Genomic DNA, 20919 nt, shown 5'->3' with positions numbered 1-20919 from the left:
GCCGTCACGGAGAATTCTGTATGGCGAGTTTCGCTCACACGGTCGGCGCCCAGACCTATCGCTTCGACAGCCTCAAGGACGTCATGGCCAAGGCCAGCCCGGCGCGTTCCGGGGACTTTCTTGCCGGCGTCGCCGCGCTCAACGACGGCGAGCGCGTAGCCGCACAAATGGCCCTGGCCGACATCCCGCTCACGCATTTCCTGCAGGAAGCGCTGATTCCCTACGAGTCCGATGAAGTCACCCGGCTGATCATCGACACCCACGACAAGCAAGCCTTCGCCGTGGTCAGCCACCTCACCGTCGGCGGCTTTCGCGACTGGCTGCTCAGCGACGCCGCCGACGAAACCAGCCTGCGCAACCTCGCCCCCGGCCTGACCCCGGAAATGGTCGCCGCGGTGTCGAAGATCATGCGCGTGCAGGATCTGGTGCTGGTGGCGCAAAAGATCCGCGTAATCACAAAATTTCGCGGCACCCTCGGGCTGCGCGGGCGTTTGTCGACCCGCCTGCAACCCAATCATCCAACCGACGAACCGTCCGGCATCGCCGCGAGCATTCTCGACGGTCTGCTCTACGGCAACGGCGACGCGATGATCGGGATCAACCCGGCCACCGACAGCATCGCCTCGATCTGCGCGATGCTGGAAATGCTCGACGCGATCCTCCAGCGCTACGACATCCCGACTCAGGCCTGCGTGCTGACCCACGTCACCACCTCCATCGAAGCGATCAATCGCGGCGTGCCGCTGGATCTGGTGTTTCAGTCGATTGCCGGCACCGAAGCGGCCAACGCCAGTTTCGGCATCAACCTGAATGTCTTGCAGGAAGGCTACGACGCCGGCCTGAGCCTGAATCGCGGCACTCTCGGGCAAAACCTGATGTATTTCGAAACAGGTCAAGGCAGCGCGCTGTCGGCCAACGCCCACCACGGTGTCGACCAACAGACCTGCGAGACGCGGGCCTACGCTGTGGCACGACATTTCAAACCGTTTCTGGTGAACACCGTCGTAGGATTTATCGGCCCGGAGTACCTGTACAACGGCAAACAGATCATCCGCGCCGGCCTCGAAGACCATTTCTGCGGCAAGTTGCTCGGCGTGCCGATGGGTTGCGATATCTGCTACACCAACCACGCCGAAGCCGATCAGGACGACATGGACACCCTGCTGACCCTCTTGGGTGTGGCCGGGATCAATTTCATCATGGGCATCCCCGGCTCCGACGACATCATGCTCAACTACCAGACCACCTCGTTCCACGACGCGCTCTACGCCCGCCAGACCCTGGGCCTGAAACCGGCGCCGGAGTTTGAGCAGTGGCTGGCGAACATGGGCATCTTCACCCAAGCGGACGGAAAGGTTCGTTTCGGTAACAACTTGCCGCCGGCCTTTCGCCAGGCGCTGGCGCAACTGGGATGAGTCACATGGAAAAACCGCCCGTCGACCCGCAAAACCCTTGGCTGGAACTGCGTCGCCTGACCCCGGCGCGGATCGCCCTCGGCCGCACCGGCACCAGCCTGCCGACCAACGCACAACTGGACTTTCAGTTCGCCCACGCGCAGGCACGCGACGCCGTGCACCTGCCGTTCGATCACGCCGCGCTCAGCGCGCAACTGACGGAACGTGGCCGCGAAAGCCTGCTGCTCCACAGCGCCGCTGCGGATCGCAACAGCTATCTGCAACGCCCGGATCTGGGGCGCAAGCTCAGCGATGAATCGGCGCAGGCCTTGCGCGAATATGCCGCGGCGCATCCGGGCGGCGTCGATCTGGCGATTGTCGTGGCTGACGGTTTGTCGGCATTGGCAGTGCATCGGCATACTTTGCCGTTTCTGACCCGACTGGAGGAGCAGATGAACGCTGACGGCTGGTCAACAGCACCGGTCGTTCTGGTGGAACAGGGTCGCGTTGCGGTCGGCGATGAAATTGGTCAATTGCTCGGCGCAAAAATGCTGGTGATGCTGATCGGCGAACGCCCAGGCCTCAGTTCGCCAGACAGCCTCGGTTTATATTTCACCTACAATCCAAAGGTCGGCCTGACCGACGCCTACCGCAACTGCATTTCCAATGTACGGCTCGAAGGCTTGAGCTACGGCATGGCGGCGCACCGCTTGCTTTATCTGATGCGCGAAGCCTGTCGGCGGCAGTTGTCGGGGGTCAACCTGAAGGACGAAGCACAGGTTCAGACGCTGGAGTCGGACGCCGGTGTAGACATGAAAGGTAATTTCCTACTGGATCCGCCCACAACCTGAACCGTTTCCGCATTGCGTTTCTGCGCTGCTTTAAGGCAGGATCGATGCACGGCCGCACGGGTTTCCCATCGCCGTCAGAGCAGTTGAAGACAGCCACTTGAAGACGAGACCTATCATGCGGATTATTCAAGCGACCCTCGAACATCTGGATTTGTTGACCCCGTTGTTCGTCAAATATCGCGAGTTCTACGGTTCCCTGCCTTACCCGGATTCCTCCCGTGCCTTCCTTGAAAAGCGTCTGCGCCGCAAGGAATCGGTGATCTATCTGGCTCTGGCCGACGATGACGACAAGAAACTGATGGGTTTCTGTCAGCTCTATCCAAGCTTCTCTTCGCTGTCGCTCAAACGCGTGTGGATCCTCAACGATATCTACGTCGCTGAAGACGCGCGCCGGCAACTGGTCGCTGACAACCTGATCCGCACGGCGAAGAAAATGGCCAAGGAAACCCAGGCCGTGCGTATGCGTGTTTCGACGAGCAGCAATAATGAGGTCGCGCAGAAAACCTACGAATCCATCGGGTTCAAGGAAGACACCGAGTTCAAGAACTACGTGCTGCCGATCAGCGAAGAACTCTGATTGCGCACGCCACCTGTGATGAGGGAGCCTGCTCCCTCAGCCACGCCGAATGCAGCCTGACAATTGTTCACACCCCGACATCCCCCGCTACAAAACCAACGCGCTTTTCATCCTTCAGACCGTATAATCCCGATCTTTCCGGCTTGTAAGAAAAACTACACCCCGCTGTAGGCTTACACGAAGTCATCCGCACAGGCCTGCCGAGTCGGGCCGCCATACAGGTGCCTCCATGGATTTCAACCCGCTCGACCTTATCCTGCATCTCGACGTCTACCTCGATTTGCTGGTGAACAACTATGGGCCATGGATCTACGCCATCCTGTTTCTGGTGATCTTCTGTGAAACCGGTCTGGTGGTGATGCCCTTCCTGCCGGGCGACTCGCTGTTGTTCATTGCCGGTGCCGTGGCGGCGGGCGGTGGCATGGATCCGGTACTGTTGGGCGGTCTTCTGATGCTCGCGGCCATACTCGGTGACAGCACCAACTACGTGATCGGACGAACGGCCGGCGAGAAGCTGTTCAGCAACCCGAACTCGAAAATCTTCCGTCGCGATTACCTGCAGAAAACCCACGATTTCTATGACAAGCATGGCGGCAAGACCGTAACCCTGGCGCGCTTCCTGCCGATCATCCGCACCTTTGCACCGTTCGTCGCCGGTGTTGCGAAGATGCCGTACGCACGCTTTTTCGGTTTCAGCGTGTTGGGCACCATCCTCTGGGTCGGTGGACTGGTAACCCTGGGCTACTTCTTCGGCAACGTACCGTTCATCAAGAAAAACCTGTCGTTACTCGTGGTAGCGATCATTCTGCTATCGCTGGTGCCGATGATTCTCGGCGTGGTTCGCAGCCGTTTCGGCGGCACCAAAGCCCAATCGCACTAAGCCGATGTGGTCGCTGAGCGCCTGGCGTCGCCGGCGCATTCTGGCGAAGCACCCGATTGCCGACGACATGTGGCAACGGGTGCGCCATCACCTGAGTTTTCTTGACGGTATCAGTGCCGCTGAAGACCAGTGGCTGCGCGAAGCCTGCGTGCTGTTCCTCGAAGACAAATACCTGAGCGCCCTGCCCGGTGTCGAACTGCATCAGGAACAACGCCTGCTGCTCGCCGCTCAGGCGCAGTTGCCGCTGCTGCATCTCGGCGATTTGAACTGGTATCAGGGTTTCCACGAGATCGTCCTCTACCCCGACGACTTTCTCAGCCCGCAACGCCATCGTGACGCCAGCGGCGTCGAGCATGAGTGGGATGGCGAGCACAGCGGCGAAGCCTGGCAACAAGGGCCGATCATCCTCGCCTGGCCGGGCGTGATGGCCAGTGGCGGCTGGGAAGGCTACAACCTGGTGATCCACGAACTGGCGCACAAACTCGACATGCTCAACGGCGACGCCAACGGCCTGCCGCCGCTGCATGCGGACATGCGGGTCAGCGACTGGGCCGAGGTGATGCAAAAAGCCTACGACGATCTCAACCGTCAGCTTGACCACGACCCGGACGCCGAAACCGCCATCGATCCCTACGCCGCCGAAAACCCGGCGGAATTCTTCGCGGTCACCAGCGAATACTTCTTCAGCGCCCCGGATCTGCTGCACGAGGCTTATCCACAGGTCTACTTGCAACTGAAGCTTTTCTACCGGCAGGATCCGTTGAGCCGGTTGCGGCAACTTCAGGCCACAGACCCGGTCTATCAGGCGCACGACTAAGGTCTGCACGACTTTCGGTACATGGCGTCGACGGCAGAATATGCCTATAATCGCCGCCACTTTTTGGTCAATCCGGCCAAGTGTTTTTGGTCAACTACGGGGGCAACGCCCAATGAGCTACAGCAAGATTCCGGCTGGCAAAGACCTGCCGAACGACATCTACGTCGCGATCGAGATCCCGGCCAACCACGCGCCGATCAAATACGAAATCGACAAAGACAGCGATTGCCTGTTCGTTGACCGTTTCATGGCCACCCCAATGTTCTACCCGGCCAACTACGGTTACATCCCGAACACCCTGGCTGACGACGGTGATCCCCTCGACGTACTGGTTGTGACCCCTTACCCGGTTGCTCCAGGCTCGGTGATCCGCGCGCGTCCAGTCGGCATCCTGAACATGACCGACGACGGCGGCGGCGATGCCAAAGTCATCGCAGTGCCACACGACAAGCTGTCCCAGCTGTACGTCGATGTGAAGGAATACACCGACCTGCCGCCACTGCTGATCCAGCAGATCGAGCACTTCTTCGCGAACTACAAAGATCTCGAAAAAGGCAAGTGGGTCAAGATCGAAGGCTGGGCCGGTGCAGACGCCGCCCGCGACGCGATCACCAAGTCGGTTGCCGCCTACAAGGGCTAAGCACCTGCGCTACGCGTGAGGCTTGAAGAAAACCCCGGTTGATCCGGGGTTTTTTGTGCCTGGCAAAAGCCGTCTTAAACAGAGTGTTTATGGCGGGCTACAGAAAAGTTTTGCCCTGTGTAATTTCCCACAAGAACGTCTTACATCCCGTCGCAAAATTCAGCCCGTTTTTGAACGTCCGGTTTATTCAAACCGCTCTGGCACGGCCGTAGACTCCGTGTTTATGAGAAAGAACACTAGCGGTCCAAGATTCAAGGCACTCCTGGAAGCTGCGAACATCTCGACGACGGGTTTCGCAAAGTTCTGGGGCACGGAAGCCCAAAATGTCCACAACTGGTACACCCGGGGCGTCCCGGCGTATCGCATGGAAGAAGTCTCACGCCTGCTGTCCGTCAACAGCGAATGGCTGAAAACCGGCGAAGGCACAAAAGAGTTGCCGAGCCTGACTCCCCCTGCCAGCAACGGCGACAGCTTCGACGCCCACGATCCTCGGGGCACCTACCGATTCATCCATCCCAACGACATCGAACTGGCTTTCTTCAAAGAAACGCCACTGACCAACGGCTCCGACAAAACCCACGTCATCCAGGACCCGGACCTGTCCATCCGCCTGCTGCGCGCACCACTGGATCAACTGGAAATCCGCCATGCCGATGCCATCTGCGCGCACATGATCGGCAACAGCATGGCCGAACGCATCGAAGACGGCTCCATTGTCGCCATCGACCGCAGCCTGACCCAGGTCGTCGACGGCGAGATCTACGCCATCGAACACGACGGCATGCTGCGCATCAAATACCTGCATCGCATGCCCGGCAACGGCTTGCGCCTGCGCAGCCACAACAACGCCGAATACCCGGACGAAGTGTTCCGCCCGGCACAGATCGAGGAGCAACGGATTCATATATTGGGCTGGGTGTTCTGGTGGTCTACGGTGAGCAAGCGGCGGCCGGTGGTGCCGTTTCTATGACTTGATGCGGTTTTTCAAGTTTGCACTGAACCCTGTGGGAGCGAGCCTGCTCGCGAAGAGGCCCGGACAATCGGTACAAATCCCGGATTTCTGGCGAAGAAGTCGCTCTAACCCGCACTTCAGGCTGGGAATCCACAACAAAACTCAGTATCCTGCGCCCCACATTTGCGCATCGACCCGCCCCGCGGCTCAGAGAGCGCCCGACGCGGCAGACCAACGTCTGACCAAGTCCCACAGCCGGACGCAGATCCGGATGTACGTTTTGAAGGCTGGCGCGGTTTACCAAAAATAAACCAAGCCAGTCCCCGAGAAGCCGGCCACAAGCCGGCTTTTTAATGCCTGTAGAAAAACCAGGTCAGGTGCTTCCGATGATCAGAACCTTCTGGCATGCCCCCCCGATCTGTTGCATGGATAAATAAACGCGAAGTACATCCAGCACGGGTTTTATACCTGGCTGACCGCGCTGAAACGAATCAGGCAATTTTCCATCGCCGGTCAACTTCTAAAAGGCACCGCGCATCCAGATGGCCCACAAACAAAAATAAGACCTATGAATAACTGAAACCAAGAAAACTCAATATTTATAAAGCCTCTTCGCCATTAGTCGAATACTGGCCCGTTGACACCGGCGATTATAGTACCCACCACAAAAGCCAATCCGACCACCAGTTAGTTCTGGAACTAAAATGTCTTTGAGCCAATACCCGCTGGGTACGATACCGATAGATGAGAAACTACTGCAATTCCTCCACGCTATAGACAGCGCGCGCATCGCTTGGAAAACTGCAGTCAATCAAATAAACGCAGCATGTGATGACGTGTGGCTGGCTCGAATGTGGGAAGTGGAAAAGCTCGAAGGCCAGTACAGAACTTGTCAGGACCAACTGTTCTTTTACCTGAAGCAGCTGGTTCACCTCTAAGCTTTGCAGTTCATACAGCAACTGCCCCCGCAGAAAAGTCCGTGGATCCGGGCTATCCAGATCACGACAACTCTGCCTATTCGACTAAAGAATGAAGCATGTTGTTTTATCTTCCTTTGATGTCTGTGGCCAACCGCCGAAGAGCGCTCACAACTCAGGCGGGCTTTAAGCTGTAACCTTTCAGTTAGCCGGCATCATATAGCAGCGGTGCTGAATATTTTTCTGAGCAACAGACTAAAAATTACTCACCCGCAATTAATAGCAGCCGCAAAGTTAAAGATTCACGACTCATGGTCGACATCAGAGCACCAAGATCAATCTAAACCCATTATTACCTGGAGTCCTTATGTTCGGCTGGATCAGCGATATCCGTGTCAGCGCTAAACTTAGTCTGGGGTTTGGACTGGTATTAGGACTTACGTTGTTAATCGCAGCCTCTGGCTGGTATACCGTTAACGCACTGACCGAGCGCGGCATCAAGATTGAGAAAATTGCTCAAGTCAGTAATTACACGAAAGACTTGCGAATCATTCGTTTACGCATAGGTGGCAATCCTCAACCGGATGCCTATCGACCCTTGCAGCAAACGCTAGATAGCCTGCTGGCCCACCTGACCAGTATCAAAGGAGAATTCATCGTACCGGTAGATCACGAGCTGATTCAGCAACAGATCAGCGCAGCGACGGAATATGGACAACTGCTGCAAGAACTGGTCAAGCCCAACATTGATCAGGCCCCCATGTTCAAACGAATGGCGCAGTTGGGCGATCAGTTGCTCGACACCACGCAAAAACTCATTGATTCGCAAAACACCAAGCGCGCTACCGATGCCGAGTCCGCCAAAACCCTGCTGAGCCTTGTAGCCGCCCTGGCTTTGCTGCTCGGCACACTGGCGGCATGGGTTATTACTCGACAGATCGTCACCCCGCTAAGAGGCACACTTGAGGCGGTCAATCGTATTGCCGAAGGTGATTTAAGCCACCAGATTCAGGTTGATCGGCGTGATGAGTTGGGCCTGTTGCAATCGGGTCTACAGCGGATGACGCTCAACCTGCACGAGCTGATCGATGGTATTCGCGCCGGTGTCATCCAGGTAGCAAGCGCTGCAGAACAGCTATCGGCCATTACCGAGCAAACGAATACAGGCGTGAACAATCAGAAGGTCGAGACTGATCACGTTGCCACTGCAATGAACGAAATGACCGCCACTGTGCAAAACGTCGCACGCAATGCCGAAGAAGCGTCGGCTGCCGCAACTGTCGCAGATCAGCAAGCCTGCGAGGGGGAGCAGATCGTCGGTGACGCCATCGCTCAGATCAAGCGTCTGGCGGAGGAACTCAACTGCTCGGCAGAGGCTGTGCGCCACCTTCAGGAACAAAGCGACAAAATAGGCGGTGTGCTGGATGTGATCAAGGCCGTGGCCCAGCAAACCAACTTGCTGGCGCTGAATGCCGCCATTGAAGCGGCTCGCGCAGGGGAGGCTGGTCGCGGTTTTGCAGTGGTTGCCGATGAAGTGCGTAATCTGGCCTTGCGCACCCAGCGCTCCACTGAAGAAATTGAAAATCTGGTCGCCGGTGTGCAAAGCGGCACTCATGCCGTCGCTTCAGGCATGGACAGCAGCCTGCTCCTGAGCGAAAGCAGCGTGGACTTTACCCATCGCGCCGTCAACGCTCTGGAAAACATTACCGCCAAGGTATCCATTATCCAGTCCATGAATCAGCAGATAGCCACCGCGGCGGATCAACAAAGTGCCGTAACCGAGGAAATCAATCGCAGCGTGATCAACGTTCGCGACATTTCAGATCAGACAGCAAGTACCTGTGAAGAAACCGCGTCGTCGAGTATTGAACTGGCGCGGCTGGGGCATGAACTGGAAGCTCTGGTTGGTCGTTTCAAAGTATGAGCCCGAGGCAGGCGCTGCCCGCTCATGGCGGCGCCTGGCCTCACACCGTCGAGAGTAAATTCACGGATAACTGAACGCCTTAACCAACGTCAGCTCACCCACCGCCCGCATCGGGATCAAGAACGTCTCCATCTTCTCGCTCGGCGTCCCTTCCTCAGTAATCACCGTCACCTGCGCCGTGGTCAGCGCCTGCACGGCATCATCCCCACCCTCGTCATCCCCGCGATACCCACCGCCGTAGTAATTCACATACACCAGATACTGCCCCTTGATCGGCGCCGGCATGGCGAAGATTTCCGGGCCGTAGCCGGTGGTGACGTCGACATCGAGTGCGGCGCCGTTAGGTGCGACGCGATTGCCGTACCAGATGTGCGCACCGTCGGGAGTGATCAAGTGCAGGTCGAGGTCGGTGCCGTCGCTGTCCCATGCCAGCAGTACGCGCAACTTGGCCGGAGTAGCGCCGCCGCTAGTGTTGAGGAATTGTGTGCGGTGGCGTTGCTGGCCGTCGGGGCTGCGCACTTCGACGCTGTTGCTGCCGTTGGGGAAGGAGAACGGGCGGTCGAAGCGGCCGCTGTCGTCGATTTTCAGCGGCATGCTCACGCCGTTGACGATCAGGCGGCCGGGTTCGTTGTCCTTCCGCGCAGCTTTGATCTCACCGTTGATACGGGCGGTGTTGGCCTGGCCGAGCGGGGTGTTGACCGATGAGGCCGGGTAGTTGACGGTTTGGCGGAAGCTTTCGCCCTCGCCTTCCGGCGCGCCGCTGCGCCAACCTCCGATCGGGGTGTCGAGTTTGACGCCGTCGGCAGCGATGGCTGGCGAGAGCGCAGTCAAGGTGCAGAGCAGCAGCAAGACCTGTGGATAACGGAGTGTCATGGTCTATTCCAGCAAAAGATGACGGGCGAGCCCTTCGATGTAGGTTTCATCCTGGCCACTGGGATGTGCTTCAAAGGCCAAGTGCAGATATTCGTGGGTCAGGTCGAGGCGATCCTGCAAGGTCAGCACGCCGCGCACGTAGATGCGTTGGCGTTCGCGGTCGACGAAGGGCCTGCCGAAAGCCAGTTTGCACACGGCAAATGTGTTGACCTCGTTGTAGCCGGTTTCGCTTTCCAGTTTCGGGCGCCAGCCGCGTCGCTGTTTCTGTAGCCAGTCCTGCGCGGCGGGCAGCGCTTCGCAGGAAGCGACCGGGTTGTCCCAACGACTGAGGCTGGCGCGCGGATAGGCGTGCAGCAGAATCGCGTCGTAACGCTGACCGGCATTAGCTTGCTCGACGGCTTGTTGCCAGGCGAGTTTGTCCGGGCCGGGTTGATCGGAGTGATAGGTGACGGTGCTGCCGGCCAGCACGAGGTCTGCCGTCCATGCGGCGATGTTGCGGGATTCGGCCGAAGCCGGTCGCGGTGCGACGCGTTGGCGATTGCTGCTGTCGTCGATGCTCAGGCAATCGCCGTTGCGCGTGGCGTTTTGCAGCAGATAAGTGCGAATCGCCACGGCGAGGGCTTTGGCGGCTTCGGCAGGTTCCGGTTTGGCTTCGCGCTCCAGTACGCGGGCGACGTACTCTTCGCGATCAAGCCTGGCGACCAGTTTGTCGTTGAGCAGAAACAGTTCGCCGTCGCTGTGGATATCCAGCGCGTTGCCATTGGCGAATTCGACGCGGTAGTCGCCCTGCAACGGACCGGATGTGGCGACGCGATCACCCGCTGACACCTTGGAAACCGGGTACTTCGAAAACAGGCTGACTTCGACACAACGCCCCGTCTCAGCGGGCCATGCCGCGGGCAACACCGTCGCCAACGCCTGCCCATAATGGCGCAAGACCATCTGACTGGTGCCTCGCCCACCCGCCCAGACCGGCGAGCCGTCCGCCGTCCAACCGGCGAAACCACCCTGCCGCGACTGCGGATCCTGATCGCCGAGCCAGCTCCAGGTTTTCACCCGCAGGCGTCCGCCGAGTTCGCCGACGACATTGCCATCCGCCGCATTCAGTACCACATCGAGCAACACTCGACGCGCCTGATCCTGCGCCGGTAACGAGGCCAAAACCTTCAGCAACTCAGCCACGGAAACCCGTTGAGCTGGCTGCACCGAGGGTAAATCCAGCAACCACGACGGCGCCCGCCGCGCCTGCCAATACGTGCGCCAATCGGCAGAAGAAATGCCCAACCGCGCAGGCTCAAAATACAACCCGCAGGATTTCACCAACGCCTGATCACGCTCGATCCTGCCACCCGCCGAGCAGCAATAAACCTCTTCCTTCGATTGCCCGCGACATTCATACGCCGGCTCGCGAGCACCGGTATCGACCAGCCACGCATAGACAAACAATTTCCACAGACTGCCCAGCGGCGTATCCAGCGACGTCGGCAACGGTTCACGAGCGATCAGTTGCGTCTGGTTCAGCGACAACAACTCGCCCTTATAGGCAACGCGCAACAGCTCATCCTGCGCCGTCGCCAGCGCAGGCATCACACACATCAGCAGCCACAGCAGCGGCCGGGTCATGTCAGTTGACCGTGACCTGACCAAGGGCGGCTTTCGCTTCCTGGGCCTGATGCTGCGGCGCGTAGACCTGTTTGAAACGCACTGGCGGCAGGCTGAACTGGCCCTTCTGCGAGAAGCGCACCAGATGGCGCAGGCGCAATTCGCCGCTCAGCGCATCGACCGGCACCGCGTAGGCCAGTTGTCCCGGTTCGAATCGCGCCTTCTCCAGCGCGGTCGGCTCGGTACCGTCCTTGCCCTGCAACTTGATGCCCCACGTGGTGCGCTCGACATCGGCGCCCGGTGGCAGCGGCACTTCGAGCATGCCGTAGCGCAGCGGTTTCGGCGCTTTGCTGGTGAGGATCACTTCGTCCAGGTACAGGCTGTCACTGGACAGCGGCTTGGTCCCGACCGGCTCCAGTTTGAAGGTGAAGGCTTCATCACCCGGCACCAGTCGCGACAGGCGACGGGTGATGGTCACGGCCATCGGATCGACCGCCGGTTGCTGGGTCTGGAAACTCAGTGCCGCGCGTAGCGGGCGCTCTTGCGTGCCGGACACCGTCAACACGCTCGGCACCGGATTGGCGCCTTGCCAAGTCCAGTACATCTCACCGGTAGCGCCGTAGTTTTTCTTCCAGCCTTCACCCGGCGTCAGGGCAATGGTCGGCGAAGCCTGGGCGATGCTGCGTTGCAGCCAGGTCAGCGCCAGCGCACGTTCGAGGGTCGATTGCTGCGGCAGCAATCGTTGCAACAACGCCGTCGCACGCGCCTGATCGAACGCTTGCAGCGACAGGTTCAGCGCTTCGGCAAACGGCTGCGAGCTGACCGCCAGACGCTGTTGCGCCGCAGCTACTTGACGATTGAACGCATCCGGCAAGGCAACCTTCGACTGTGTGGCCAACGAAGCAGTCAATACCCGCGCCGCCGCCAGACCGAGCGCCGAATCCGGATCACTCATCACCAGACTGTCTTCGCCATCGTCCATCAGGGTTTCGGCGTTGCCTTCACCGGCCTTGGCGAGATCCTCCATCAAGCCGCTGAGCAAGGTGTTCACTGGCAGATGCATCTGCTTGGCGAACGACAGAATCAGCGCCCGTTGCAGCAATGGCGTGTTCGGCGCTTGCTTGGCGTACACCTCCAGCACTCGCTGCCAATGCTCCGGCGGCAAGGTCAATTCCAGCACCTGGCTAGCGTTCCAGTCGGCGTAGTAGGCGTAGGCGGTGAGGAATGCATCCGGTTCACCGTCGTAGCCCCACCAGGTGAAGCTCGCCGACGGCCCGGCCATTTGCACCAGACGCAGACGGCTGTTCTGCATGATCAGACGCAAGCGATCACGGATCTGCGGATTCGATGCCAGCGATGGATAGGCAATGCTCAGCGGCAGCAAACGGCTGGCGGTCTGCTCGACGCCGCCATACGGATAGCTGAGCAGATCATCGAGTGCGGAACGGAACAGCGCTTGCGGACTGTCATCCAGACGCAGGCGAATATCGCTGGCGTCGGCCGGCAGGCTCAACGGTGTGTCACCGCTGGCGACATCAAGGCTTTGCGTCTGCGTCACTTGCCAGCCGTCACCGGTCGCACTCAGGCGCACGGCCAGAGAGTCAGCGGTCTTGCCGTCCTGCACCAGCTCCGCCGTCCACTCGCCGGAAGCCAACGTGAACGCCGGCAGCGGCAGGTAGTTGATGCCGTTGTTCAGGGTCACCGGCAGGCGTTGTTCGGCGCCCGCGTAATGCGTGACCAGTTCAGCCTTGAGCGGTTTCTCGGCCTGACTGAACGCGAACACGCCGAGTTGCGGCTGATCACCCTTACGGAATTTGCTCGGCCCGCTCCACTTCAGGTACAGCGGTTTTTCCGAACGGACGAACTGCTTCTTCTGCCCGACCTGACCATCATCGGCGATCGCGCGGGCGGTGATGCGCCAGCGGGTCAGCGAGTCCGGCATCTTGAAGGTGAAACGGGTTTTACCGTCGGCACCGGTCAACAACTCCGGCTGCCATGCGGCGGTGTCGACGTCTTCACGACGCGGACGCTCCAGCACTTTCACCCCTCGCTCGCTGCGGTTGGCTTTGCCCGGCGCACCGGGGCTGCCCGGCAACGCGACGTCGTAGCTGATGAACGACAGGCTGGCACTGGTGCGTACGTTGTTACGGCGCGGGTGATAGAAAAACTGGTCGATGGTCGGCGCGACTTCTGGTTGCAGCGCATAGACCATTTCATCGACGACGCTGACGGTCAGATGCGCCGGTACCGCTTTGCCGGCGAACTGCGTAGTCAGGTCAACCGTGACCGTATCGCCCGGCAGATACACCGCTTTGTCAGTGCTGATCGCCACGTCGATTTGCGGCGCAACCACCTTGATCCCGGCGTTCTGGAAGCTGTACTGACCGCCCTTGGTGTACAGCACCGAGAAGGTCAGGTTCGGTGCAAAGTTGTCCTTCACCGGAATTCGGGCGCGGTATTGGGTGTCGCTGAGTTTTTCCAGTTTCAGCCAGTCGCCGCCCTTGGCCAGCAGCGCAGTGGCTTCGACCTTGTCGCGCTCCAGCGAGAGCAGCGCATCGCTGACCGGCTCAGGGAAAGTGATCAGCGCCAGCGCTTCATCGCCAGCCTTGTATTCAGGCTTGTCGAGGACGATTTCCACAGTGCCCGGCACGGCTTTGACGCCATCGCCAGTGACCGAATGCCCGGTGGCGCCGAGGACGCGACCGTGTTGATCTTTCAAGGTCAGGTTGTAAGTGCCAGGGCGTTCGAAGGCCATGCTGAAGCCTTTGTCATTCGCCGCAAGTTTGCCCTCGCCTGTGCTCTGGTCTTCCAGACGCACCCAACCATACGTGCTTGGGGTCACCGCTTTGCTTTGCTCGGTGCCGCCCTCGTTGGCGTAGCTGAACGCAACCTTGTCACCGACTGCACTGAAGCGTTGCGGCGCGCTCAGGCGGAAACTCGCCGCGCCACGGTCGATGAGGATTTCCTTGGTGGTCTTGACCCGATACGCCGCACCATCGCTGGCGAACACGGTGAGCATGTAGCGGCTCGGTTTATCGGCCGCCGGCAGATCAAGGGTCGCGTTGCCTTTGCTGTCGGTGGTCAGTTCGGTGCTGGTCAGCTCCACCGGGAATTGCCCGAGGTATTGCAGCTCGTTGTCGACCATCGACAGTTGCTGGGCGCGCAGGCTCAGGGTCAGTTTGGCGTTGGCCACCGGTTTGCCGTCCGGGTACAGCAGCACCAGACTGCCTTTCACCGGTTCGCCGGTTCGGTAATCCTGTTTGGCCAGGTTCAGCGAAATCTCGAAGTGCGGCTTGATGTATTCCGCCACTCGGAAAGCGCTGCTGTAGGCCTGATCCTTGTAGTTGAAACGAATCTCGTAACCGCCCGCCACCGCGTTGTCCGGCAACTGGAAGCGGCCCTGAGTACCGGCCTTCGAATCGAGCTTCAGATCGAGGTGTTGCAACTCGGTACCGGTGGCATCGAGTACGCTGACCGTGACATCTGCCGCACCGGGCAACACCGAATCCCGTGCGTTCTTGAACTCGCGACCAACGATTTTCAGCGACACCCAATCACCCGGGCGATACAGCGGTCGGTCGGTGAACGCGTAGAGTTTGGTGTCGTAGATTTCGCTGTCGTAATAGAAGTTCTCAGAGACGAACACCCCACCCTCTTCGTCCTCGCCAATCACGAACGATCGCTCCGGGCTGACGTGCTTCAGGCGCAGCAAACCATCGGCATCGGTGGCACCGCTGCTCATCACGCCGAGGCCGTCAGTCCACAGCACATTGACCTTCGGCACCGAACTGCCTTCGTGTTTGCGCGCCGCCCAGACCAGCAATTCATCACCGGCAATCTTGCTCACCGCGACGGTGTTGGAAACGAACACCATGGTGGTCGCGCGGTACTTGCCGATCAGTGCTTCGACCAGATACAGACCCGGCTTCAGATTGCCCAGCGGGATATAAACGTTACCCGGCGCGACGCTGACAAAATCGCTGGAAGACCCGGCCAGATTGACCCCGGCCGGTGGCTGAATCGGCTTGGCCTGCCACAGCGGATAACGGAACTGGCTGACCACCGGCAGACCCGGGATCAGCGCAAATTGCGGCTGCGCGTCGTACGCGGTCGGCGCGGCGATGGCGTTGCCCATCTTCAGTTCCGGCACTTCTTCGGTGACCTGTTTACGCGATTCATAGGAGAACGCGCGCTGCATCACCCGACGGGATTTGCGGTACCAGTTGTCCCACAAGTACGCGAGGGTGTTGGACAGCCCTTCGCCCTTGAACTGGCCGTCGCTGACCACGCGATGCAGGTTCTTCTGCCGTTTGAGGAAATCCAGCGGCTTGTCGATGCGGTACACGCGGATGTCGGCGCCGCCGTAAGGCTCCATGCGGAAACGGCGGTAGTCACGACCCGGCGCTTCAAGACGCACCATCGCCTGCTCGTCCGCCGCGAAACTGCTGTCGGCGAGCAGGAAGAAGCTTTCACCGGCGACCGGCGTATAACCGCTCGGCTCGACCGAATCTTCGGCGCTGACGATGGCCACTGGCAACAACAGCGCCAGCAGCAGAGGAATTCGGGAGCAGAGTCGCAACATGCGGGCACCGGTCATTGGGAGAGAAAGTTCAGTCGATAGACGCCGATGAAGTTGGGATTGGCTGCGTCGGGTATCCATCGGGTGTCCTTCCATGTCATGAGTTGCTGCAGGCTTGCCGAACGCATGCCGTTGTCTGTGGGGGTAGTGGTGCCGGTGTGATAGGCGATGTAGCGGCCCATCCAGATCATCAGGTGCTGGTCGTCACCCTGATCGAAAAACATCAAGTCACCGGGCCGCGCCTGCGACACGTCGCGGCTGACCAGATGGCTGTTGAACTGAATCAGTTTGATCGCGTTGACGTACGGCCCGACCTTGCCGCCGCCCTGCTGCCATTGCTGAGCGAGCTTGCGCTGCTCATCGCTGAGTGACAGCTCTGGCGGCAGGTAGCGATTGGACAGGCCATTGCTGCGCAGCCATTTGTCGTCGTGGACCTTCAGCGCTTCGTTGGCGGCAAAACGCACCAGGCCGGCACAATCCTGCTGATACCAGCGCGGGCTCGGGCCCTGGCTCAGTTGTTCCTGGGCGATGCGCACGAACCAGGCGCGAAACACCTGGGACTGCGCCGGATCCAGTGCCGGCGCTTCAACGGCGCGGGCGCCCGCACTGAGCAGCAGCGCGAGCAGGCCGAGGCTGCGGATCAATGCGGTCACAGCGCTTTCCATTCCAGCGGCAGCCATTGCCAGTGGCCGTCAGGCTCGCTGCCTTCCGGCAGGGTCAGCGCATATTTGCCGTAGCCACCGAGGGTGCGCAGTTTCGGGATCAGGTAGGTTTGCGCGGCGTTGTAAAACACCGGTTCCATGTCCTGGGGCAGGCTGTCGAGGGTTTCCTGCTGCATCAGTTGCGCCATCGAATCCGGGCCGAAGTAGATCGGCATCAGCACGTCTTTGGGCAACACGTCGGCCATCGGCGGGAAGCGTTTGTCGAGGGTGCCGAGGGCCTTGTCGACGAGTTTGTCGTCGAGGGAAAACAGCAACGTCGAGCCGTGACGGGCGAGGCTGACTTTCATGAACGCCTTGCCGCTGATTGCGTCCGGGTTCTCGGCAGTCTTCGCCGCATAAGGGCCAAAGTTGGAGCTGACCTGACGCTGCCAGACGTGGTTTTGGCCTTCTTGCTTCTCAACCACCGGGAACACGTTTTCGTCGACATTGGCTTCGAACGCACCAACCATCGAGCCAAACAGTTTGCCGAGGTCGCCATCGAGTTTGCTGCTGTCTTCGTCTTTCAGACTGGCCACCAGCAACGGCGTGTACAGCCGCGAATCGGCGTACCAGCACAGACCTGCCGCGCCGGCCACGTGTTCGGTGAGGGTTTGCGCCACGGTTTCTTCAGCGCCGAGTTTCACCAGCAATGGTTTTTGCGGTTCGGCCGCGACCGGCAGGGTCACGCAGGCACTGGCGCCGAGTGGCATGGCTTGCCAGACCGGTTTGAAATCGAAGTCGGGCTGGTTGTCCAGTTCGTCCATGGCGAGGTAGCTGTGCCAGCCCTTGTCGTCCATGTCGAAACGCAGCCCGGCGAAGTTCGGGATGAAACGCTGATAACCCATGGCGAGAACGCTGGAGTTGACCGACAGGCGCTGCTTGGTTTCCGGGGTTTTCGCCGGCAGACCGAACGCTTCGGGGAACAGTTTTTCGCCGTTGAGCAGCGCCGCCAGCGCCTGTGGCGAAACGTGGCCGGATTCCTCGGAGGCGCCGCTTTCCGGGTCGTAGTACTTGGCCGGGTTTGACAGCACCACCAGTTTGTCGCCGTGGGAAGCGAACAGCAGCGCTTTGCTGGCGTTGTAGGTCAGTTGGTACAGCGGCACGCTATCGCCGCCGACTTTGAGTTCGCCCATCTGGCTGAGCTGCGTGTCATCCAGCGCAACTTTCGCCAGCGGCTCGAGCAGTTTCGCCAGTCCACCACGATCCATCACCAACAGAAAATCCTTCAAGCGACCATCCGCGCCACGCCACAGCGCAACGTCGGCCGGCTGATCGAAAAGCTGCTCGATCAGGCTGTCCTGCAATTTCAGGTCATGCTCGTAGATGATCCGCCGCAGACTGCCAATCAGCCCCAGGCGGTCGGCGTGGGTTTCGTAATAAAAGACGAAATCTTCGGTCAGCGTGGCCTTGAGGAACGGCACCGTCAGCAGGTCCTTGGGCAACTGGCTCAGCGAGCGGGTCTCCAGCAATGCATCCGGACGACTGAGGCCGAGCTTGTCGCTGGCCAACTCCGCCGGCGGCGCCTTGGGCTTGAGCAGCAGCCAGCCAAAACCGCCCGCCACCCCGGCCACCAGGCACAACCCGGCCAGCAGCAACGGCCAGCGCCGCGAAGGTTTGGCCGCTGGCGTGTCGGCAGCCGAAGTCACAGTGTTATCGCTCATCTTCTCGCTCATTTCCCAAAGCTCAGGATTTCATCCGTGGCGGAATGCTTAATAGTTGAAAGTCTTGACCAGCAGCAGATCACCGATCGCCCGCAGGGGCACGATGAACGTTTCGCGTTTTTCGTCGACGGTGTTTTCGTTGAGCACCAGCGTGATTTGCGAGGTGATCACCTCGTTCTGGTTGCTGGCCTCCTCGAAGTTATAGCCGCCGTTGCCGAAGTTGCCCCAATAGTTGACGTAAACCAGATAGGTGCCGTGCAGCGGCGCGGTCATGGTGAACATTTCCGGGCCGGGGCCATCGACGCCATCCGGGTCGAGACCACCGCCATTGCTCAACGCCGGCCGCGCCCAGAAGGCATGCTGACCGTCGGGCGTGACAATGTGCAGATCAAGCTCGGCTTTCGGATCGTCCCAGCCCAAGACAAGACGAATCCGCGCCGGCGTGCGCGAGTTATTTGCTTCATAAAATTGCACGCGCTTGAGCGACTGGCCTTCGGCGCTGATCACCTCGACGCTGTTGGAGCCAGCGCCAAAGGCATACGGCCGGGCGAAACGGCCCTGGTCGTCGGTGTACAGATTCAATGGATTGCCGTTGACGGCGAGGCTGTGCGGCGGGCGCATAGGGCCGAGGGCCTTGAGCTGGCCCTGAATCATCGTGCGATTGCGCTGGATGCCGCGATCGATCGGCGGCGTCGGGTAGGCGACTTGCGGGTTTTCCGTGCGATCGAGCAAGCCGTGATAGCGCCAGCCACCGACCGGCTCCGACAACTCGGCCGTCGGCGCAGCCAGCAGCGCGGGCGCGCAGGCCAGGCCGATCAGCAACCAAAGAATTGAACGCATGTAATGCCTCCTGCCATGCCTGAACGAAACCTTGCACCCGATCCTCGGTACTTCACAGCGGTGAAAACTGCGTTTCGTCTGAAAGACCCGTGACTGTAGGGTCGTAGAAGGCGCGAAGATTAGCGATTCGGTGGTTTTTTAACAATCGGATACATGTGCTTTTGCGGTGGCAATCACGCAGCTTTATTGGGCGTGAGCCGAATAGCGCAGTTATTCGGCTCACAAAATGAGCCGAATAAGCCTGAATATTCCTGAGTCACCACAAATCCTGTGGCGAGGGAGCTTGCTCCCGCTGGACTGCGCAGCAGGCCCCGACCGCCCGACACGGTTCAATTGTTAAATCGCGGTGGCTGGTTTTGAGGTTGCTGAACAACCCAGCGGGAGCAAGCTCCCTCGCCACAGAGGTTTATGCGGCCCTTGGCGGTGCCTGCGCAAGCCCCGCTCATTTGCCCATAAACCCCCTATCTGCTAGTGTCGCGCCGGTTTAACGTCAACCGGAAACTGCCGCCATGGCCCGCAAAAAAGCTGCACTGGATTTCGAACAGTCCCTCGCCGACCTGCAAACATTGGTCGAGCGTCTGGAGAACGGTGAATTGTCGCTGGAAGACTCGCTGACCGCTTTCGAGCAGGGCATCGGCCTGACCCGTGACTGCCAGGCAGCGCTGGCGCAAGCCGAGCAGAAGGTGCAAGTGCTGCTGGAGCGCGATGGCGAACTCGCCGAGGAACCCTTCGACGCGGAACAGCCAGAATGATTGCGGCGTACACGGCTAGCAGCCAGACCCGGGTTAACGCGGCGCTGGAAACCCTGTTCAACGCGCCGTTGCCAGAGTTGGCGCGGCTTTACGAAGCCATGCGCTACAGCGTGATGAACGGTGGCAAGCGCGTGCGTCCGCTGCTCGCCTACGCGGCATGCGAAGCACTGGGCGGCAATGCCGAGCAAGCCAACGGCGCGGCCTGCGCGGTTGAGCTGATCCATGCCTATTCGCTGGTGCACGATGATTTGCCGGCGATGGACGACGACGATTTGCGTCGTGGCCAGCCAACCACTCATAAAAAATTCGATGAAGCCTGCGCGATTCTTGCCGGTGACGGTTTGCAGAGTCTGGCCTTCAGCGCCCTGCTCGACCCGCGCCTGAGCGACTGCAGCAGCGATATCCGCCTGCAAATGGTCACTGCCCTGGCTAACGCCGCCGGCCCGGCAGGCATGGTCGGCGGTCAGGCCATCGACCTTGGTTCGGTCGGCCTCAAACTCGATCAGAAAGCCCTCGAACAGATGCACCGGCACAAGACCGGCGCGCTGATTGAAGTCAGCGTCAAGCTCGGCGCGCTGGCCAGCGGCTGTGCCGAACCGGATGAACTCAAGGCCCTGCAAACTTATGCACAGGCCATCGGTCTGGCCTTTCAGGTGCAGGACGACATCCTCGACGTCGAAAGCGATACCGAAACCCTCGGCAAACGCCAGGGCGCCGACATCGCCCGCGACAAGCCGACCTACCCGGCGCTGCTCGGTCTCGACGCTGCCAAGGCTTACGCGCTGGAGCTGCGCGATCAGGCGCTGCACGCCCTGCGACCGTTTGACGCGGCGGCCGAGCCATTGCGCGAGCTGGCCCGGTATATCGTCGAGCGGCGCAACTGACGGCGTATCCGCCAAAAAAGACCAACGCGTGGGCAGGGGGCGATGCATCAGGTAAACTGCGGCATCTTTTATACC

Annotated in this window: 16 protein-coding genes; 10 read left to right on the top strand and 6 right to left on the bottom strand. The window is 60.0% G+C overall.

From position 1 onward, the window contains the following. Positions 1–20: 20 nt before the first annotated feature. The 8 genes from QZR14_RS07825 to QZR14_RS07790 all read left to right on the top strand — a co-directional run bounded on the left by QZR14_RS07825 (position 21) and on the right by QZR14_RS07790 (position 8952). Positions 21–1415, top strand: coding sequence for an ethanolamine ammonia-lyase subunit EutB (locus QZR14_RS07825; protein ID WP_311996263.1), 1395 nt, complete (start codon positions 21–23; stop codon positions 1413–1415). After that, positions 1412–2245, top strand: a complete 834-nt coding sequence (eutC, locus tag QZR14_RS07820; RefSeq protein ID WP_442967389.1) for an ethanolamine ammonia-lyase subunit EutC — start codon at positions 1412–1414, stop codon at positions 2243–2245. The genes QZR14_RS07825 and eutC overlap by 4 nt, the downstream gene beginning before the upstream one ends. Before the next feature lie 115 nt (positions 2246–2360). Continuing rightward, the gene (locus tag QZR14_RS07815; RefSeq protein WP_007910890.1) at positions 2361–2822 is read left to right on the top strand and encodes a GNAT family N-acetyltransferase; all 462 of its coding nucleotides are present in this window, start codon (positions 2361–2363) and stop codon (positions 2820–2822) included. A gap of 229 nt (positions 2823–3051) precedes the next feature. Then, positions 3052–3702 carry a DedA family protein gene (locus tag QZR14_RS07810; protein WP_034153744.1) on the top strand — a complete coding sequence of 217 codons (651 nt, stop codon included), beginning with the start codon at positions 3052–3054 and terminating at the stop codon, positions 3700–3702. A gap of 4 nt (positions 3703–3706) precedes the next feature. Continuing rightward, a complete protein-coding gene (locus QZR14_RS07805) occupies positions 3707–4519 on the top strand; it encodes a zinc-dependent peptidase (RefSeq protein WP_311996261.1) in 813 nt (270 codons plus the stop codon). A gap of 112 nt (positions 4520–4631) precedes the next feature. Beyond that, positions 4632–5159: an inorganic diphosphatase gene (gene ppa / locus QZR14_RS07800; RefSeq protein WP_008052339.1), complete on the top strand. Its 528-nt coding sequence runs from the start codon at positions 4632–4634 to the stop codon at positions 5157–5159. 223 nt (positions 5160–5382) lie between these two features. Further along, the gene (locus tag QZR14_RS07795) at positions 5383–6129 is read left to right on the top strand and encodes a S24 family peptidase (protein ID WP_311996260.1); all 747 of its coding nucleotides are present in this window, start codon (positions 5383–5385) and stop codon (positions 6127–6129) included. Between the two features lie 1266 nt (positions 6130–7395). Then, the gene (locus QZR14_RS07790; RefSeq protein WP_250608115.1) at positions 7396–8952 is read left to right on the top strand and encodes a methyl-accepting chemotaxis protein; all 1557 of its coding nucleotides are present in this window, start codon (positions 7396–7398) and stop codon (positions 8950–8952) included. A gap of 60 nt (positions 8953–9012) precedes the next feature. Here the strand turns inward: QZR14_RS07790 and QZR14_RS07785 are convergent, their stop codons facing one another. From QZR14_RS07785 to QZR14_RS07760, 6 genes are read right to left on the bottom strand one after another with little or no spacing between them, the layout of a single operon-like run. Further along, positions 9013–9825 (bottom strand): YfaP family protein, encoded by an 813-nt coding sequence (locus QZR14_RS07785; RefSeq protein ID WP_311996259.1) that lies wholly within the window; start codon positions 9823–9825, stop codon positions 9013–9015. Between the two features lie 3 nt (positions 9826–9828). Next, on the bottom strand, positions 9829–11448 hold the full coding sequence (locus QZR14_RS07780; RefSeq protein WP_311996258.1) for a DUF2300 domain-containing protein: 1620 nt from the start codon (positions 11446–11448) through the stop codon (positions 9829–9831). A 1-nt stretch (position 11449) separates the two neighbouring features. Further along, complete coding sequence (locus QZR14_RS07775) at positions 11450–16024, bottom strand: alpha-2-macroglobulin family protein (protein WP_311996257.1); 4575 nt, start codon at positions 16022–16024, stop codon at positions 11450–11452. Next, a complete protein-coding gene (locus QZR14_RS07770; protein ID WP_034153738.1) occupies positions 16021–16671 on the bottom strand; it encodes a DUF1175 domain-containing protein in 651 nt (216 codons plus the stop codon). The genes QZR14_RS07775 and QZR14_RS07770 overlap by 4 nt, the downstream gene beginning before the upstream one ends. After that, complete coding sequence (locus QZR14_RS07765) at positions 16656–18368, bottom strand: DUF2138 domain-containing protein (RefSeq protein ID WP_311996256.1); 1713 nt, start codon at positions 18366–18368, stop codon at positions 16656–16658. Before QZR14_RS07765 ends, QZR14_RS07770 begins: the two co-directional genes overlap by 16 nt. 48 nt (positions 18369–18416) lie before the next feature. Further along, positions 18417–19208 carry a YfaP family protein gene (locus QZR14_RS07760; protein ID WP_250608107.1) on the bottom strand — a complete coding sequence of 264 codons (792 nt, stop codon included), beginning with the start codon at positions 19206–19208 and terminating at the stop codon, positions 18417–18419. Between the two features lie 509 nt (positions 19209–19717). On the opposite strand from QZR14_RS07760, the gene QZR14_RS07755 reads away from it, so the two are divergent. Continuing rightward, the gene (locus QZR14_RS07755) at positions 19718–19960 is read left to right on the top strand and encodes an exodeoxyribonuclease VII small subunit (RefSeq protein ID WP_003228627.1); all 243 of its coding nucleotides are present in this window, start codon (positions 19718–19720) and stop codon (positions 19958–19960) included. Next, the gene (ispA, locus tag QZR14_RS07750; protein WP_311996255.1) at positions 19957–20844 is read left to right on the top strand and encodes a (2E,6E)-farnesyl diphosphate synthase; all 888 of its coding nucleotides are present in this window, start codon (positions 19957–19959) and stop codon (positions 20842–20844) included. The genes QZR14_RS07755 and ispA overlap by 4 nt, the downstream gene beginning before the upstream one ends. The last annotated feature ends 75 nt before the right edge of the window (positions 20845–20919 follow it).

The sequence above is a fragment of the Pseudomonas sp. rhizo66 genome, assembly GCF_031931925.1.
GTDB lineage: Bacteria > Pseudomonadota > Gammaproteobacteria > Pseudomonadales > Pseudomonadaceae > Aquipseudomonas.
This window is presented reverse-complemented; position numbering and strand designations above follow the sequence as displayed.